Origin of the sequence: Mesorhizobium sp. M0001 (assembly GCF_040324255.1) — a bacterium.
In the GTDB taxonomy this organism is placed as follows: Bacteria; Pseudomonadota; Alphaproteobacteria; order Rhizobiales; family Rhizobiaceae; genus Mesorhizobium.
Genome location: NZ_JAMYVS010000017.1, coordinates 60,149 through 73,737, shown reverse-complemented (window position 1 = coordinate 73,737; position 13,589 = coordinate 60,149). Strand labels below are relative to the sequence as shown.

The window sequence follows — 13,589 nt, the reverse complement described above, 5'->3', positions numbered from 1 at the left end:
GGCCGGCTTGGATTGCTGGACACTGGGTGGCAGAAGCCGAGAAGGCGTTAGGCAATGGTGAGTAGGGAGTAGTGAGTAGTGAAGGATTGAAACGACGCCGAGAACTCCCTACTCCCTACTCCCTACTCCCTACCTCACCACCCTCACCACCGTCCGGTCCGACACCAGCGGCAACAGCCGCGCCATTGTCCGCGCTGTCACCGCCACGCAGCCTTGCGTCGGTGTGAAGCCTGGGCGGGTCAGATGAAAGAAGATGGCGCTGCCGCGGCCGCGCCGGCGCGGCGCCATGTTCCAGTCGAGCACAAGGCAGGCGTCATAGAGGCGGTCGTCGCGCCGCATTCGCTCATGGCTGGCGCCATAGGGGATTTTCACCGGCCGGTTGTAGTTGCGGTCGTCCGGCACCTCGCACCAGCCGAGATCGGCGCCGATCGGCGCCATCGCCAGCCGGGTTTTGCGGCCGGCCGCGAAATGATCGCCCCGAAAATATCCTGACAAAATCCGCATCTCGCCAAGCGGCGTCGCACCGTCGCCTTCGCGCTTGTTGGCCGAGATGCCGCCGCGTCCGAGCGCACAGGCAAACACCTTGCTGCCGGCCTGCAATATCCCCTGGCTGGGGTTGCCCGGCCTCGCCCGAACCACCAGCACACGCAGCCCTTTCGGCAAAATTGCGCCGGCTGCATTGCGATCGCGTTTTTTCTTGTATGATCGTGTCACGGAACAAATCACTGTGATCGGACTGTTGCGCCGGTCAGCTTCCGCATAAATGGGGGGCGGTCAACTGAAAATTCTTTTCAAAACAATGGATTGATCCATGACATCACGTACCATTCTGATCGTTGACGACGATGACGACCTGCGCGGAACCCTCGTCGAGCAACTGGCCCTTTACGAAGAATTCGACGTCTTGCAGGAAGCGACCGCCGCCAAAGGCGTCGCCGCGGCGCGCGGCGGGCTCATCGACCTGCTCATCATGGATGTCGGGCTGCCCGACATGGATGGCCGCGAGGCGGTGAAGATCCTGCGCAAGGGCGGCTACAAGGCGCCGATCATCATGCTGACCGGCCACGATACCGATTCCGACACAATTCTGGGCCTCGAGGCCGGCGCCAACGACTATGTCACAAAGCCGTTCCGCTTCGCCGTGCTGCTCGCCCGCATACGCGCACAACTGCGCCAGCACGAGCAGAGCGAGGACGCCACCTTTTCGGTCGGGCCCTACACGTTCAAGCCCAGCCAGAAGCTTCTGATCGACCAGCGCGGCGGCAAGGTGCGGCTGACCGAGAAGGAAGCCTCGATCATCAAATATCTCTATCGAGCCGACCAGAAGGTGGTGACGCGCGACGTCCTGCTCGAGGAAGTGTGGGGCTACAATTCCGGCGTCACCACGCACACGCTGGAAACTCACGTCTACCGGCTGCGCCAGAAGATCGAGCGCGATCCTTCCAATGCTGAAATTCTTGTGACAGAAAGCGGCGGCTACAAGCTGGTTCCTTAAACTTTTCATTGTTCAATAAGCGGTCGGGGCGGGACTGTTTCGGGGAGGATCCGGCTGGGGGAGCCTGGATCGGCCCGCTGCGCAGATTGAAGTGTTAGAGCGTCCTTTGCGCGTCCAATTGGACGCGCGGCGCTCTAAGGGAGGGATTGGACTGACCGTTCGGGGACGCAGCTAGAGATGGCGCTGGATGACGACATCCGCATCCTGTCCGCCGTGAAGCTCTTTGAGGGTTTCACGCAGGAACAGCTGCGCCTGCTCGCCTTCGGCGCCGAAGCCACCCATCTGCAGGCCGACCGCAAGCTGTACCGCGAGGATGACGAAGCCGACTCAGCCTATATCGTGGTCAGTGGCCGCATCGTGCTCTACCGGGAGCAGGATGGCGACCGCATCCCGATCGGCACCGCCGGCCCCGGCACGATCCTCAGCGAACTGGCGCTGATCGCCGACTCAAGACGGCTGACCAGCGCCTCGGCCGAGACCGATTCGGAAGTGATAAGGTTGAGCCGCAAGATGTTTCGCCGCATCCTGGAGGAATATCCCGAAGTGGCGGTGAAACTGCACCAGCGAATCCTCGATGATTTTCAGGCCATGATCGCCCGCATCGAGAAGCTGGCCCCAAGGTTTGGCGGGTAGGTCCCCGCGACCGCGCTCACGCTTGGGTATGTCGAGATTCAGGTCAGGCCGAGTCGAAAATGGCTGATACCGAGAACCGGAGCGGAGCGTACTCAAAGTACGCACCGGAAGCGCAGGTATCGGCCATTGCAGGCCGGCCTCACCTGAATATCGGCACGCCTAATCCAGGTCGAACCGCGCAATCACCGGCACATGGTCCGAGGGCCGCTCCCAGCCACGCGCCTCTCGCAGGATCTCATAGCCGGCAAAGCTCGGCACCAGGTTCGGTGACGACCAGACATGGTCGAGCCGGCGGCCGCGGTTCGAGGCTTCCCAGTCCCGCGCGCGATAGCTCCACCAGGTGTAGAGCTTCTGGTCTGGCGGCACGTCGAGCCGCATCAGGTCGACCCAGTCGCCGGCGATCCGCATCGCGTCGAAATTTTGCGTCTCGACCGGCGTGTGGCTGACGACGTTGAGCAATTGCTTGTGCGACCAGACATCGTGCTCCTGCGGCGCGATGTTGAGGTCGCCGACCAGGATCGAAGCCGACACCTGGTCATGCGCGGCGCGGATGGCGTTCATCTCGGCAACGAAATCGAGCTTGTGGCGGAACTTGCGGTTGATCTCCGGATCGGGCTCGTCGCCGCCGGCCGGCACGTAGAAATTGTGGACCAGGATTGCCTTGCCGCCGGCCTGCACCTTGACCGACAGATGCCGGCTGTCATCGATCTCGCAGAAGCGCCGTTTCTCGACAATCTCGATCGGCCGCCGCGCCACCGTCGCAACGCCGTGATAGCCCTTCTGGCCATGGAATGCGATGTGCTCGTAGCCGGCCTTGCGGAACGCCTTTTCCGGAAACAGCTCGTCGGGAACCTTCGTCTCCTGCAGGCAAAGCACATCGGGCGCCTGCTCCGTCAGCAGCCGCTCGACGATCGGCATGCGCAGGCGCACGGAGTTGATGTTCCAGGTGGCGATGGAGAAGGGCATGCGGCGGTCCGAACAAGGTCGCCGATCTACTGCCAGCCGAGCGCCACAAACACAAGCCAGCCTTTGCGGGCGGCGGCCCTGATTCAGGTCAGGCCGAGTCGAAAATGGTGGTCTCCGAGAACCGGAGCGGAGCGTACTTAAACCACGTGAGCGCCGGAAGCGCAGGAGATCGCCATTTGCAGGCCGGCCTGACCGGATCTAGCGGTGGTTGGTGTTCAGCTCGCGGTTCGCCGTATAGTCGATGGCGAAGGTGTCCGCAGGGAAGCTGACGCCTTCCTTGGTGTTGTAGATCATCACCGTGGTGTCCTTGCCCTGCGCGTCGGTGATGGTCCACTGGCGCAGATCATAGGATTTCGGATCGAACATCATGGTGATCTTCGAATTGCCGAACACCGACTTGTCGGCAAGCTGGATGGTGGTGAGGTCGCTCTCTTCCTTGATCGATTTGACGCGGCCGCCCGAGAGGTCGATCTTGGTGTCGAGCAACAGCTTCAGCGGTGTCTTCGACAACGGATAGAGATCGGACGTTTTCAGCCGCTTGTTGAGGATGACCACCGACTTGCCGTCGGAAATCACCCGGAAATTCGACTTGCCGTCATAATTGAAGCGAATCTTGCCTGGCCGCTCAAGGAAGAACTTGCCGCCGGTCTGCTGGTTGTTGGGGCCGAACTGGACGAACTCGCCGCTCATCGATTTGACCGAGGAGAAATGGTCGGCGATCTTTTGCGCCGTCGGCGGCACCGCCGCCTGCGCCGAGGCCAAGAGCTGGAACCCCGGCACGACGTTGATGGCCGCGGCGCCGGCAAGCATCAGGCCAAGGCCGAGCAACCGGCGACGGTTTGGAGCGAAATCGCTGATCGCGGAAAGATCGTTTTTCATGCCGGTCACTCTCGTGTGGTGTGTGTCTCGTTGCAGTCCGTGGACCCCCAGTTAGACTTAAGTTTGGCGGGCCGGACAGCGCTCAGTCGCTGTAACGCGCCAAAAGGTTCAAGGTTGCCGCCGGGCCGTATCGGCTGATCAGAACTTGTCGTCCTCGGTCGGCACCAGGATTTCGCGTTTGCCGGCATGGTTGGCCGGGCCGACAATGCCTTCCTTCTCCATCTTCTCGATGATCGAGGCGGCGCGGTTGTAGCCGATGCCGAGCCGGCGCTGGATATAGCTGGTCGACGCCTTGCCGTCGCGCAGCACGACCGAGACCGCCTGGTCGTAGGGATCGTCGGAATCCTCGAAATTGCTGTTGCCGCCACCGCCAGCGCCGCCCTTGCCCGACGGCTCGTCATCGTCCTCGCCGTCATCCTCGGTGATGGCGTCGAGATATTCGGGCACGCCCTGCAGCTTCAGATGGGCGACGATCTTCTCGACCTCGTCGTCGGCGACGAACGGGCCGTGCACGCGCTGGATGCGGCCGCCGCCGGCCATGTACAGCATGTCGCCCATGCCGAGCAGCTGCTCGGCGCCCTGCTCGCCCAGAATGGTGCGGCTGTCGATCTTCGACGTCACCTGGAAGGAGATACGGGTCGGGAAATTGGCCTTGATGGTGCCGGTGATGACGTCGACCGACGGACGCTGCGTCGCCATGATGACATGGATGCCGGCCGCGCGCGCCATTTGTGCCAGGCGCTGCACCGCGCCTTCGATGTCCTTGCCGGCGACCATCATCAAATCGGCCATCTCGTCGATGATGACCACTATGTAGGGCATTGGCTCGAGATCGAGGTTCTCGGTCTCGTAGATCGCCTCGCCGGTCTGGCGGTCGAAGCCGGTCTGCACGGTGCGCGAGATTTTTTCGCCCTTCTTTTCAGCCAACTGCACGCGCGCGTTGAAGCCGTCGATGTTGCGCACGCCGACCTTGGACATCTTGCGGTAGCGGTCCTCCATCTCGCGCACGGTCCATTTCAACGCCACCACCGCCTTCTTCGGGTCGGTGACCACCGGCGTCAGAAGGTGCGGGATGCCGTCATAGACCGAAAGTTCCAGCATCTTCGGGTCGATCATGATCAGCCGGCAGTCCTGCGGCGTCAGCTTGTAGAGCAGCGACAGGATCATGGTGTTGATGGCGACGGACTTGCCGGAGCCGGTGGTGCCGGCGACCAGCACATGCGGCATCTTGGCGATGTCGACGATCACCGCCTCGCCATTGATGGTCTTGCCCAGCGCCAGCGCCAGCTTGGACTTGGTCGTCTCGAAATCGCGGCTGGCCAGGATCTCCCGGAGATAGACGGTCTCGCGCTTGGCATTCGGCAATTCGATGCCGATGGCGTTGCGGCCGGGCACCACGGCGACGCGGCAGGCAATGGCGCTCATCGAGCGGGCGATGTCGTCGGACAGGCCGATGACGCGCGACGATTTGATGCCGGGCGCCGGCTCCAACTCATAGAGCGTGACCACCGGGCCGGGCCGTACCGCGATAATCTCGCCCTTGACGCCGAAATCCTCCAGAACGCCTTCGAGCAGGCGCGCATTCTGCTCCAGCGCGTCCTTGGACAGGCTGGCGTCGCGCACCACGTTCTTCGGCTCCGACAGGAAATGCAGCGACGGCATTTCGAATGTTTCCGAGCCGATCAGCGAGGTCTGCGCCTCGCGCTGGACGCGCGCGCCGGGAGCGGGACGCGGCGCAGGTGCGGCGACGCGGGTCGCCGCATCTGACCGGAAGTTTTGCACCTTGGCGTTCGGCGCGGCACGGCGCGGGACCGGCTCGTCGTCGAGTTCGACCTCCTCGTCGCCATTGTCGAAACCGGCATCGAGGACGTCGTCATCGTCCGGATCGACGGAAACGCTGCGGTCATTGACCATGGCGGCGAAGAATTCCGGCTCGACGCGGGCGCGGCCATCCGGGCTCATCCGCGCTTCGGCGAATTCCGCTGATTCGACCCGTTCGGCGGCGCGGCGCCATGCGGTGGAGCGCTGCTCTATCTCCGGCTCGAACTCGTCGCGCTCCTGCTGGCGGCGCACAGCCCGGCGATGCATCCAGGCGCGGAAAGACAGCCACCAGTGGGTAATGGCGCCGAGCGCCAGTATTCCTTCGTCGCCCTCGTCGTCGTCTTCGTCGAAGAGCAGGTCGTCCTCTCGGGGATCGGGCTCCGCGGTGCGCTCCATGACGGCAAAGCCGTTCTTGCGCGCAATCAGCGCCGAGCCATAGGCAAACAGCCACAGCGCCGGCGCAATGAGCACCATGGCAATGACGCTGGCAACGATGCCGGTCGGGTAGCCGCCAATGACCAGGCCCGGAATATTGAGCACCATGTCGCCGAACACGCCGCCGAGGCCGGTCGGCAACGGCCAGGTCTTGGGCGGCACCACGCAGCCGGCCATCGCCGCCGCGAGCAGCGCGAAGCCGAACCAGGCAAGGCCGCGCTTCGGCAGCCTGTCGACGCCGCGCGCCGAAAACAGGAGAAAGCCCCAGATCACCGCCGGCACCAGGGCGGCGACCGCGGCAAGGCCGAAGAACTGCATGGCGAGGTCGGAGAATACCGCGCCCGCATAGCCCATGGCGTTGGTGACGATGTTGTCGGTGGCGTGCGAGAAGCTGGGATCGGCGACGTTCCAGGTCGCCAGCGCCGCGACGCCAAAGGCGACCAGCGCAAACAGGCCGGCGCCGACCAGCCGCCCGACCTGGCGCCGCGCGAATGCCTGGATGCCGTGCCCCGTATCGGTCAGCGCGAGCGGTGCTGAAGCCCCTGAACGCATGCTTCGTTCCCCGTCTGTCATGGACTGGCCGGGCGCATGACGCACTCCGGCAGATTCGGATGTCAGACTATCGGGGGGAAGGTTAAGGCCGCATTAACTATACGCACCCAGAGCCACGATCTTGCTCACTCCACTGTAGGCAGTCTCAACAGTTCGGAACCAATCCGGTCGACGTCTCCCCGCCGGCGGCCATCACTAGAACGTGATTGCGCAGGGACCGAGGCCTGCCAGCACGGTTGCCAAAAAGAGAGGCCCGGAATGACCCGGGCCTCAAAGCGTGAACTCCTTTCGGGAGCGTCACGACGGGATGGGAGAATGCGGGGCGGCCGAGGCCGCCCCGCAAGGCTTACGAGTGGTAGGCCGCTTCGCCATGCGAAGTCAGGTCGAGGCCTTCGCGCTCGGCGTCGGCTGTCGGACGCAGACCGATGATCAAGTCGACGACCTTGTAGAGGATGGCGCTGCCGATGCCCGACCACAGCAGGGTTACCAGGACGCCCTTGCCCTGCGCCAGGAGCTGCGTGGCCGTGCCGGCATAGCCGGCGGCGAAGTCGGCCGTCGAATAGTCGACGATGCCGGCGCCGCCGAGGGCGGGATTGACCAGAATGCCAGTGCCTAGCGCACCGATGATGCCACCGACGCAGTGGACGCCGAAGACATCGAGGCTGTCATCATAGTCGAACGTGTTCTTCACCACCGAGACGAAGAAGTAGCAGACGAAGGTGGCAACGATGCCAAGCACGATAGCGCCCATCGGGCCGGCAAAACCTGCAGCCGGCGTAATCGCGACGAGGCCGGTGACCGCGCCCGAAACAGCGCCGAGCATGGAGGCTTTGCCGCGCAGCAGCGATTCAAGCACGATCCAGGCCACTGCCGCCGCCGCCGTGGCGACGAAGGTGTTGATCATCGCCAGCACCGCATAGGCGTTCGCTTCGAGGTTCGAACCGGCGTTGAAGCCGAACCAGCCGACCCACAGCAATGAAGCGCCGACCATGGTCAGGGTCATCGAGTGCGGCGCCATGATGTCCTTCTTGTAGCCGATGCGCTTGCCGATCATCAGCGCGCCGACGAGACCGGCAATGCCCGCATTGATGTGAACGACCGTGCCGCCGGCGAAGTCGATGGCGCCGAAGCTGAAGATCAGGCCGGACGGGTCGGCATAGGCGCTCGGGCCGCCCCAGAACCAGACCATGTGCGCGATCGGGAAGTAGATTAACGTCACCCATAGGATAACGAAAAGGATCAAGGCGGAGAATTTGACGCGTTCGGCGAATGCGCCGACGATCAGGGCGGGCGTGATGCAGGCGAAGGTCATCTGGAAGACGACGAACACCAGTTCAGGAATGGCGACGCCCTTGCTGAAGGTTTCCGAAAGCGTCGATACGTTGACGCCGGAGAGAAACATCTTCGAAAGGCCGCCGACGAAGGCGTTGCCCGGGGTGAAGGCGAGGCTGTAGCCGTAGAAGACCCAGATGATCATGACCACGCTGGTGATGGTGAAGACCTGCATCAGCACCGACAGCATGTTCTTGGTACGAACCAGGCCGCCGTAGAAAAGCGCAAGGCCGGGAATGGTCATCAACAGCACCAGCACGGTGGAAATCATCATCCACGTGGTGTCGCCCTTGTCGACGGTAAAAGCCGGCGCTGCTGGCGCTGCCGCCGCGACGGCGGGAGCCGCCTCCTGCGCGAAGGCAGCAACCGTGCCCAATGCTCCGAGCGCTAAGGAGCCCAGCAGCGCGGAGCGCGCCACTGACTTCAAGGTGGAAGGTATATTCATTGAACTCTCCATTGGAATACGTGCTCGCCGCTCAAAGTGCGTCGGTGTCTGTTTCGCCGGTACGGATGCGCACCGCCTGATCGATGCCGAAGACGAAGATCTTGCCGTCGCCGATCTGGCCGGTCTTGGCCGCCGCCGTGATGGCTTCGACGGCCTTGTCGACCAGGTCTGTGCTAACCGCGACTTCGATCTTGATCTTCGGCAGGAAACTGACCGCGTATTCCGCCCCGCGATAGATTTCCGTGTGTCCCTTCTGACGCCCGTAGCCTTTGACTTCGGTGACGGTCAGGCCCTGGATGCCGACGGCGGTGAGTGCTTCGCGCACCTCGTCGAGCTTGAACGGCTTGATGATTGCCATCACGATTTTCATAAGGTTTCACCCTTTGCTGTTGCGGTCCCCCGCGTTTGCACACCTTCACCGATCCCAAAAAGCCCGGAGAGTGCCCAACAGGATTCAAGCTCCGTGCCAGTTGCCGAAGCAGGGTGTTAACTCATTGTAAATAAACAGATCGCTCGAGTCCCGGCGCCACGGTGCGCACTGTCAACGGACAGTCACTGATTAAAAAGTAGGCAATTTTTCGAAAATGCCTATTCCGCAGGCGGCCGCTTCAGCCGGATCAGGCCTTCCTGGGCAACCGAGGCGATCAGCGTGCCGTCGCGGGCAAACAGCGAGCCGCGGGTGAAGCCGCGCGACCCCTGCGTCGACGGGCTGTCCTGCGTGTACAGGATCCAGTCATCGAGCGGATGGCTGCGATGGAACCACATCGCATGGTCGAGGCTCGCCGCCTGGATGTCGCGGTCGAAAATGGCGCGGCCGTGCGCAAAGGTCGAGGTGTCGAGCAGCGTCATGTCGGAGAGGTAGGCAAGCACCGCCGCCTGGATGCCGCGGTCGGCCGGCACCGGGCCGGTGGTGCGGATCCAGATGTTCTGCTGCGGCTCCAGCTTTTCGCGGCTGGTGTAATGCTTCAGCATCACCGGCTTCATCTCGATCGGCCGGTCACGCTCCCAGTAGCGCTTGATGCCGTCCGGCACCGCCTCGCCGAACTTGCCCAGCAATTCGCGCTGCGACAACAGGCTGTCGGGCGGCGGCACGTCGCGCGGCATCGGCAGCTGATGCTCAAGGCCAACCTCGTCCTGCTGGAACGAGGCTTCCAGCGAAAAGATCGCCTGGCCGTGCTGGATCGCCACCACGCGCCGCGTGGCGAAGGAGCCGCCATCGCGGATGCGGTCGACCTCGTAGACGATCGGCACCTTGGTGTCGCCGGGCCGCATGAAATAGCCGTGCAGCGAATGCACGTGGCGCTCGGGCTCGACGGTGCGCTGCGCGGCGACCAGCGCCTGGGCGATGGTCTGGCCGCCGAAAACGCGCTGCCAGTCGAGCTTGGGGCTGCGACCACGGTACAGATTGTGTTCCAGCTGCTCGAGGTCGAGAATGCTGAGAAGCTCGTCCATGGCCGCCGTCATGCTTCGTGACCTCGCCGTAAGATGCTATGGCGGTTTCCGACAGGAATGGCGGGCAGTCAAGGCCGGAATGCCCCAGTGGGCGGGGATGGTCGAGACTTCGAAAGGAATTGACATGGCGAACCGCAACCCGGACGCAAAAACCCCGCTCGACGTGCTGGTTGCTGGCGCCGGCTATGTCGGCCTCGCCGCCGCCGTGTCGCTGAAACAGGCGCGGCCGGGCCTCGCCGTGGCGGTCGTTGATGCTGCCCCCGCCGGCGTCTGGCAAAAGGACCGCCGCGCCTCGGCGATCGCCGCCGCCGCCTGCCGCATGCTCGACCAGCTCGGCGTCTGGCAGGAAATCGTCGGGCAATCGCAGGCGATCACCGAGATGATCGTCACCGATTCGCGCACCGCCGATCCGGTGCGTCCGGTGTTTCTCACCTTCGATGGCGAGGTCGCGCCGGGCGAACCGTTCGCCCACATGGTCGCCAACAAGGACCTGAACAGCGCCTTGCGCCGCCGCGCGCAAAAGCTCGGCATCGACATCATCGAAGGTGTCGCGGTCGCATCGTTCGACGGCAATGGCGCCGGCATCACCGTGCATCTGGCCGACGGCGCGGCGATTGAGGCGCGGCTGCTGGTCGCCGCCGACGGCGTCAATTCCAAATTGCGCGACATGGCCGGCATCAAGACGGTGAAATGGGAATATGGCCAGTCCGGCATCGTCTGCACGGTGGCGCATGAGCGCCCGCACAATGGCCGCGCCGAAGAGCATTTTCTGCCGGCCGGCCCGTTTGCAACGCTGCCGCTCAAGCCGACCGAGGACGGCACCAACCGTTCGTCGCTGGTCTGGGTCGAACGTTCCGAGGATGCCGAAAAGCTGGTCTCGGGCGACGACCTCGTCTTCGAGCAGGAGCTTGAATTGCGCTTCGGCCTGAAGCTCGGCGAAATCCGCGTCACCGACAAGCCGCGCGCCTGGCCGCTCGGCCTGACCATCGCGCGCGCCTTTGTCGCCCCGCGCGTAGCACTTGCCGGCGACGCCGCGCACGGCATCCACCCGATCGCCGGCCAGGGCCTCAATCTCGGCTTCAAGGATGTGGCGGCCCTTGCTGAAGTGGTGGTCGAGGCCGATCGCTTGGGACAGGATATCGGCGCGCTCGACGTGCTCGAGCGCTACCAGCAATGGCGCCGCTTCGACACGGTGCAGATGGGCGTCACCACAGATGTGCTGAACCGGCTGTTTTCCAACGACATCGGCCCGCTGCGCCAGCTCCGCGACATAGGCCTCGGCCTTGTCGAACGGATGCCCAGGCTGAAGGAGTTCTTCATCCGCCAGGCGTCGGGGCTTTCCGGCGGCACACCGCGACTATTGAAGGGGGAGGCGATCTAGCAGCCAGACAAGGTAGTAGAAGACCACAATGGCGACCAGCGTGCCGATCACCAGCCTGCCGGCGCGGGATTTGCGCAATCTGTCACCAAATAGCATGCCGATCAGATCGGCCAATTCCGCAGCCACGTACGCAATTGCTTCCATCTGTGCCTTGACGGTTTGGGGGTACCGTCCCATTGATGTGGGGACGACCGCCTTCCGTTCAAGATCAATGTTGACCGAGGTCAGTTGACCTCAAACCCCAGCTTCTGCCGCAGTCGCAGCATGCGTTGGTCGGCGACCTTGAAACTCTGCTCGCCGCTCTTGGCAACACGATCCAGCATCTGCAGCAGGTCTTCGCGCTCATGCGGATCGAGGCGCTCGCGCAGGAAGGGCGCCAGCTTGTCGATGACGATCGTCGTGTCGTCGATCTGCGCCGCGGCCCATTTGGCGTAGACGACGGCTTCATCGGTCTTCTTCTGGTTGTCCGCAATCTGCGAGATCACCTCGCGGATGACCGTTTCGCGCTTCGGCAGGATCGGGCCGTGCTCCGCTGCCAGTGCGGTGATCAGCGTTGCCGCCGCCACCACCGGATCGTCGATCGCCGTCAGCGGCGACAGCGCCGCCTGCTTGCGCAGCTTCTTGCGCCTTATGTTGCCCTGGACGCGGCCGACGACGTCGGCGACCTCGCGCGCGGCTTCGTTCATGGCCTTCATGCGATACCACCAGAACGCCCCGGCTCCCAGCACGCCGAGAATAGCAATCAGGAAAGGCATGTCGAATTCCCCCGAAAATTGCGGCGACGATAGGAGAACTCCGGCGTTGCTTCAACACGCAAGAATTGTATCTGATGAGAAAACAGAGCTGGCCCCCTAATCATCCAGACGCCGAGATCGGACGTCCTGGGTTCAGGTCGCTCGTCACGGGCATCTGATGGTGCAACCGCTTGGCGATAACGCCGACTTCGCATCCACCCCACCCCACCTGCAAGATATTTCACATACTGATATTTCATTCGCCATCATTGACATGCCACAAATCCCGCCGTATTCAATCTCGCCAGAGATTTCATCTTATGAAGTTTCTTGCAAAGCTGATGCGACGAGGCTTTCATCGTCGGGGAACCCGGAGGAGAGAATGAACAGGATTGGGCTGGTGGGCGCGCTGAGCGCCGCTGTGATGACGTTGACCCTGGCGATGCCGGCGTCGGCAGAGAGCAAGTTTCAGTGCAAGCCGGATGAGACCTACGTGATGAACGTCATGGTCTCCGCGCATCCCTATTGGGTGCCGGTCTATCAGGGCTTCAAGCAGGCGGCTGCGGCGATGGGCTGCAAGACAGTGTTTTCGGGCACGCCGGACTATGACATCGCCAAGCAGATCGCTTCCTTCGAACAGGATCTGATCAAGAAGCCGGCCGGCGTGCTGCTGCACCCGATGCAGGCCGATCCGTTCATCGAGCCGATCAACCGCGCCATCGAGAACGGCACCACCGTCGTCACCTTCGCCGCCGACTCGCCAAAATCCAAGCGCGTCTCCTACATCACCTCGGACAATCTGGCGGAAGCCAAATTTGCCGCCGAGGAGATCGTCAAGCAGGTCGGCGACGATGCCGAATATGGCGTGCTGGAGAACCCTGGCCAGAGCAACCACGACCTTCGCGTCACTGCCTTCATCGATTACCTCGCCAAGAACTATCCGAAGATGAAGCTTGTCGGACGCCAGGCCTCTAACCAGGACGCCAATGTCGCCAACAAGGCGGTTGCCTCGATGCTGCAGGCCAACCCGAACCTCAAGGCCCTGTGGATACCGGAAGCCGGTTCGGCCGAAGGCGCGGTCGCGGCCGTTCTCGAAGCCAAGGCCAAGGTGCTGATCATGCATGCCGACATCACCCCGGCGACGCTGGAGCAGATCAAGGCCGGCAACATCCACATGGCGCTGAGCCCGAACCAGGGGATGCAGGGTTATCTCGGCTTCCTCGCCACCTTCATGGCGGCGCATCCGGAACTGATCGACCCGTTCAACGACTACAAGACGTCGGGCCACAACCCGATGAGCATCCCCTTCGCCGATAACGGCTTTGCCGTCATCACCAAGGAGAATGCCGACTCGTTCGACCTGAACAAGTACATGCAGGGCCGCGATCCCAGTTGATCCGACCATTGGGCAGCCGCGCCGCTTGGCGCGGTTGCCTCCATCTTCCTGAGCAGTCGAGAACCTCC

At 63.1% G+C, this 13,589-nt stretch carries 13 protein-coding genes; 4 read left to right on the top strand and 9 right to left on the bottom strand.

Annotated elements, in window-relative coordinates; translation table 11 throughout:
• Nucleotides 1-129: 129 nt before the first annotated feature.
• Entirely contained in the window at nt 130-666 is a 537-nt protein-coding gene (locus tag NKK50_RS28525; RefSeq protein WP_198037337.1) for a L,D-transpeptidase family protein, read from the bottom strand.
• Between the two features lie 145 nt (nt 667-811).
• On the opposite strand from NKK50_RS28525, the gene NKK50_RS28520 reads away from it, so the two are divergent.
• Complete coding sequence (locus NKK50_RS28520) at nt 812-1,495, top strand: response regulator transcription factor (protein WP_023670493.1); 684 nt, start codon at nt 812-814, stop codon at nt 1,493-1,495.
• A gap of 177 nt (nt 1,496-1,672) precedes the next feature.
• On the top strand, nt 1,673-2,128 hold the full coding sequence (locus tag NKK50_RS28515; protein WP_023730228.1) for a cyclic nucleotide-binding domain-containing protein: 456 nt from the start codon (nt 1,673-1,675) through the stop codon (nt 2,126-2,128).
• A gap of 159 nt (nt 2,129-2,287) precedes the next feature.
• On the opposite strand, the gene xth is transcribed toward NKK50_RS28515, so the two are convergent.
• From xth to tesB, 6 genes are all read right to left on the bottom strand, one after another.
• Complete coding sequence (xth, locus tag NKK50_RS28510) at nt 2,288-3,094, bottom strand: exodeoxyribonuclease III (RefSeq protein WP_352520777.1); 807 nt, start codon at nt 3,092-3,094, stop codon at nt 2,288-2,290.
• 198 nt (nt 3,095-3,292) lie between these two features.
• Nucleotides 3,293-3,973: an outer-membrane lipoprotein carrier protein LolA gene (locus tag NKK50_RS28505; protein WP_023834675.1), complete on the bottom strand. Its 681-nt coding sequence runs from the start codon at nt 3,971-3,973 to the stop codon at nt 3,293-3,295.
• A gap of 138 nt (nt 3,974-4,111) precedes the next feature.
• Nucleotides 4,112-6,781, bottom strand: coding sequence for a DNA translocase FtsK (locus NKK50_RS28500; RefSeq protein WP_352512776.1), 2,670 nt, complete (start codon nt 6,779-6,781; stop codon nt 4,112-4,114).
• A 346-nt stretch (nt 6,782-7,127) separates the two neighbouring features.
• Nucleotides 7,128-8,576 (bottom strand): ammonium transporter, encoded by a 1,449-nt coding sequence (locus NKK50_RS28495; RefSeq protein ID WP_373420142.1) that lies wholly within the window; start codon nt 8,574-8,576, stop codon nt 7,128-7,130.
• A gap of 13 nt (nt 8,577-8,589) precedes the next feature.
• On the bottom strand, nt 8,590-8,928 hold the full coding sequence (locus NKK50_RS28490) for a P-II family nitrogen regulator (protein WP_023670499.1): 339 nt from the start codon (nt 8,926-8,928) through the stop codon (nt 8,590-8,592).
• 218 nt (nt 8,929-9,146) lie between these two features.
• On the bottom strand, nt 9,147-10,022 hold the full coding sequence (gene tesB, locus NKK50_RS28485) for an acyl-CoA thioesterase II (protein WP_023683895.1): 876 nt from the start codon (nt 10,020-10,022) through the stop codon (nt 9,147-9,149).
• 112 nt (nt 10,023-10,134) lie between these two features.
• On the opposite strand from tesB, the gene NKK50_RS28480 reads away from it, so the two are divergent.
• Nucleotides 10,135-11,391 carry a ubiquinone biosynthesis hydroxylase gene (locus NKK50_RS28480; protein ID WP_352544239.1) on the top strand — a complete coding sequence of 419 codons (1,257 nt, stop codon included), beginning with the start codon at nt 10,135-10,137 and terminating at the stop codon, nt 11,389-11,391.
• Here NKK50_RS28480 and NKK50_RS28475 read toward each other — a convergent pair.
• Nucleotides 11,368-11,535, bottom strand: a complete 168-nt coding sequence (locus NKK50_RS28475; protein WP_023736790.1) for a hypothetical protein — start codon at nt 11,533-11,535, stop codon at nt 11,368-11,370. The two genes, NKK50_RS28480 and NKK50_RS28475, sit on opposite strands and share 24 nt — an antisense overlap.
• Before the next feature lie 80 nt (nt 11,536-11,615).
• A complete protein-coding gene (locus tag NKK50_RS28470; RefSeq protein WP_023670503.1) occupies nt 11,616-12,146 on the bottom strand; it encodes a hypothetical protein in 531 nt (176 codons plus the stop codon).
• Nucleotides 12,147-12,549: 403 nt separating this feature from the next.
• On the opposite strand from NKK50_RS28470, the gene NKK50_RS28465 reads away from it, so the two are divergent.
• The gene (locus tag NKK50_RS28465) at nt 12,550-13,521 is read left to right on the top strand and encodes a substrate-binding domain-containing protein (RefSeq protein WP_352544241.1); all 972 of its coding nucleotides are present in this window, start codon (nt 12,550-12,552) and stop codon (nt 13,519-13,521) included.
• Nucleotides 13,522-13,589 lie beyond the last annotated feature (68 nt).